We start from the raw sequence: 840 nt of genomic DNA, 5'->3' as shown, positions 1-840 counted from the left end.
TGAGCGGGGCCGAACCCCCTGACAGCGGCGGCGGTGGAAGCGGCGGGGGAAATCCTCCGGGCGGCGGTAACACCGGCGGGGGCGATGATGGCGGCGAAGAACCCGGCGGTCCTTCCGGCGACCTGATTGCGAGCAGCATAAACTTATACAACAGCAATGGCAACATGATGGGGGATAGCCTTTTTCAGAATACGGAATACACTGTCAGGGCCCATTTCCGCTCCAACTTCGATGTTGGAGGGTATGCCCAGCTGCGGATATACGTCAAGGATACAGGATATCATCTGATCGATTCCAGGTACGCTTACTTCGAGCCCGGCGGCAGCCTGACATGGGAAAGTAAATCCAACTCTGGCTCCAGCAGCCCTAAAACCTATATAGCCACGGTTAATCTCTTTTATGAAGACGATGGGACCTGGGACCCGGGCCAGTTCAGGCTTGCCGCCGACGGCAGCCTGGTATCAGAAACCACCTACGACAACAACAAGGTGGAAAAAACGTATACCATAGCCGAAGGCGGTCCGCCGAGCACGGATAGCAACTATGCCTCTTACTACCCTTTAGTGACCAAACTGGTACCTAGATACCGGACGGAAAAGATCAAGGTGTGGGTGCCGGAGGTCAGGAAAGTGCCCATCATATTCGACGAAAGCAACCCGAAAATCAAGGTACGCCTGATACCAGAGCCAGGGGAGAAATAAGGAGGAGAAAGCGGTGGTGAAAAAAATAATATTCTGGCTCTTCCTTGCAGGGTTAATGCTTTTCCCTGCTGCCGGACATCCTGCCGCCAGCCCGGGAGGCAGCAGCCACCCGCAAGCCTCCTGGGAGACCCTGGCCGAC

General features: G+C 55.8%; 1 pseudogene. It reads left to right on the top strand.

The window, feature by feature from the left end:
• Positions 1 to 701 (top strand): annotated as a pseudogene (locus tag MOMUL_RS15200) (hypothetical protein); the annotation flags it as partial.
• Positions 702 to 840: the final 139 nt, after the last annotated feature.

The sequence above is a fragment of the Moorella mulderi DSM 14980 genome, from assembly GCF_001594015.1.
In the GTDB taxonomy this organism is placed as follows: domain Bacteria; phylum Bacillota; class DSM-521; order Neomoorellales; family Neomoorellaceae; genus Neomoorella; species Neomoorella mulderi.
The sequence above is the reverse complement of the archived record's forward strand: the minus strand, read 5'-3'. Positions and strand labels throughout refer to the sequence as shown.